Source organism: Acinetobacter sp. AB03, assembly GCF_058107045.1.
In genome coordinates, this window is the sequence record NZ_JBUEBA010000002.1 from 2,658,873 (window position 1) to 2,661,427 (window position 2,555).

The 2,555-nt window shown below is 37.4% G+C and carries 3 protein-coding genes; 1 reads left to right on the forward strand and 2 read right to left on the reverse strand.

From position 1 onward, the window contains the following. A partial coding sequence (locus tag ACY3FQ_RS13470) for a TorF family putative porin (RefSeq protein ID WP_489774174.1) occupies window positions 1–626 on the forward strand: 626 nt, incomplete at its 5' end. A 45-nt stretch (window positions 627–671) separates the two neighbouring features. Here the strand turns inward: ACY3FQ_RS13470 and ACY3FQ_RS13475 are convergent. Both ACY3FQ_RS13475 and ACY3FQ_RS13480 read right to left on the reverse strand, forming a co-directional pair. Next, complete coding sequence (locus ACY3FQ_RS13475) at window positions 672–887, reverse strand: hypothetical protein (protein ID WP_004692350.1); 216 nt, start codon at window positions 885–887, stop codon at window positions 672–674. 10 nt (window positions 888–897) lie between these two features. Then, a complete protein-coding gene (locus ACY3FQ_RS13480) occupies window positions 898–2,313 on the reverse strand; it encodes a glutamine synthetase family protein (protein WP_004692352.1) in 1,416 nt (471 codons plus the stop codon). Between the last annotated feature and the right edge of the window lie 242 nt (window positions 2,314–2,555).

A 2,555-nucleotide genomic window follows, 5' to 3' on the forward strand; every position in this document is an offset into this window, starting at 1 on the left:
ATGATCCGGCCTTGCAGGGAAACTTTGTTTTAAGCCATGCTTCAGGATTTTATCTTGCTGCATTTGCATCGAATGTTGATTTTGATGACGAAGTAAATTTAGAACTGGATCCCCAGATCGGCTATACAGCGCCAATCGCGCTAGGTTCAATCCATCCTGCAGTTGATCTTGGCATGCTGCGCTACAATTACATCGGCAACAGCGATTTAAATTATAATGAATACTATTTCAAAATGATCTTTAATGCGTTGCTGCATCAGAACGATAGCTTTACACCAAGCATAAGCTATACCTATAACTATGGCGGCAAAGCTGCCAGTGACAGTATAGGTAAAGATATCTCAAATTGGTATTTTAATGTCTTATATGCTACACCGATTGCTCAAACTAATTTTGGCACAAATGTTAGCTTAGGTTATTCCAAAGCAAATCAGGACATTTATGGTTCTGAAGCAAAAGACCTTTTTTTTGATTGGAAAATTGGTGCAACTTACCGCTATAAGCCAATGGGAATAAATGCAGAATTAGCAGCGGTTGGTAGTAATTTAAAAACCAAAGACTTTACAAGTCAAAATAAAAAAGGGGTAAAAACTGAAGCAGTATTCACCCTGACTAAATCTTTTTAAAAGTTAAATGCCAATAGTATCAGCAATACTATTGGCATAATTATTTTACTTGAGTGATTTCAATATATGATCTATCTCACTTCGATTAAAACCTCTTTCTTTAAAAATAGTATGAATTATTTTTTTCATACTTTTTGACGCATACTGGTATTTCTTTACTAAAATGTCAGAATCAATTTCCTGTAAACTATACTTCAAATATAATTCTTCATTGAGCTTCTGATTTCTAGCATCATCTTCATTATTTATCGTGTTATACATTTTTAAGCAGTTAAATATCCCAATGTTGTTCGATCAAAGTAATTTGGCTGTACATATACTGATGCTCAGCACGTTTAACTGCACACCATAATTCCATAAATCTTTTGCCGAGATATTTTTGCAAAACAGTATTCCGGTGAAAAAATGTTAAAGCATCCAGCTGATTCGTACTTAAAAAGTGCGGCTGATGTTTATTTTTTATCTGAGTGGCTTGCTGTGGAATTTCCAGATTCTGTGTCAACCCATGCAGTGTGCCGATCAAAATCAGGGCTGCAGTTAAATAAGGATTGCAATCCGCACCTGCAACACGATATTCCAAGCGTTGATTTTCATTGTCCGAACGTGGTATGCGAATGGCCACATTGCGGTTATTCACGCCCCAATTAGCTTCTAAGGGCACATGGTTTCCAGCTTTAAACCGGCGGAATGAGTTTACATTCGGGGCAAGCACGGCCATGGACGGCGGCAGCAAGACTATCAGCCCGCTGATCGCCTTTAATAATTGCCGTGACGGTAAAGGATTCTGCTTCATGCTGAAAATATTCTGCTGGTCTTGATTTAACAAACTCATGTGAAAGTGCATGCCGCTGCCCGCTTTATTCAGATCAGGCTTAGCCAAAAAGCTTGCATGTAACCCATGTTCTACAGCGACTTGCTTAATGGTGCGCTTTAGCATCATGATCTGATCGCATAGCTTCAAAATATCACCGCTATGCTGAATATTAATTTCGTATTGTCCGGAAGATGATTCCGAGACTAAGCCTGTAATCTGAATCCCCTGCAAAAGGGCAATCCGTTCAATTTCATCCAGAACGTCTTGATATTTATCTTGCGCATTCACATCAAAACATTGATTTAAATAAATCTGATTGGAGCCAGATTTTTCATTGCTGTCAAATAAATAAAACTCCAATTCTGCGGCCATGCAAGGATAAAAGTTTTGATCATGCAGCGCTCTTAAACTTTTTTTTAAAATATTGCGCGGTTCAACTTCGCAATCTTGATGATTGTCATCTTTCATGGTTAGGAATAACTGTGCATTGGACTCTGGATTTAAAGCGCAGGGCTGCAGGCTTCCCAATATAGGTTTACATAAATAATCCGGCTCACCGATCGATTTTCCTAAACCCGATTCTTCAATCACTTCTCCATCAAGACTCATGGCATAAATAGACATTGGGAAATAACAGCCTTGTGCAATATTTTTTAGACCGACAATATCTATGCGCTTGCCGCGGACATGACCATTCAGATCGTGCAGGCAAATCTCAACATGACGGGTATTGGGATAGCGCTGCAGATAGTTTTCGATTTCTTCTGAAAATAGAATATCTTCAATATCGCAGCATTGACGCGCAGATGGCATGGATTCAGGGACCGCTTCTTCGTCAGCTATATTATGTCTAGCCATGAGTAAATTACTCATTATTTTGTCCTGTTAAATATTAACAATGATCAAAATAAAACAAGTTCTACCGAATGTAACGTAAATAAACCGTAAAAAAGCACCCAACTAATATGATTATTTTTTAAACTATTAAAACCACGAAAAAGCTAATTTAAAATAAGTTAAAACATAAAAATAACAATAGATCTCTTTCATAAATCAAAAAACGATCTTCTTTTTGGTTAATATTTGCACTCCGGATTTCTTAGCATTCGTGCATA

Coding starts and splice junctions, on each gene's coding strand:
- ACY3FQ_RS13475 (WP_004692350.1), bottom strand. CDS start 887: ATGTATAACACGATAAATAATGAAGATGATGCTAGAAATCAGAAGCTC.
- ACY3FQ_RS13480 (WP_004692352.1), bottom strand. CDS start 2,313: ATGAGTAATTTACTCATGGCTAGACATAATATAGCTGACGAAGAAGCG.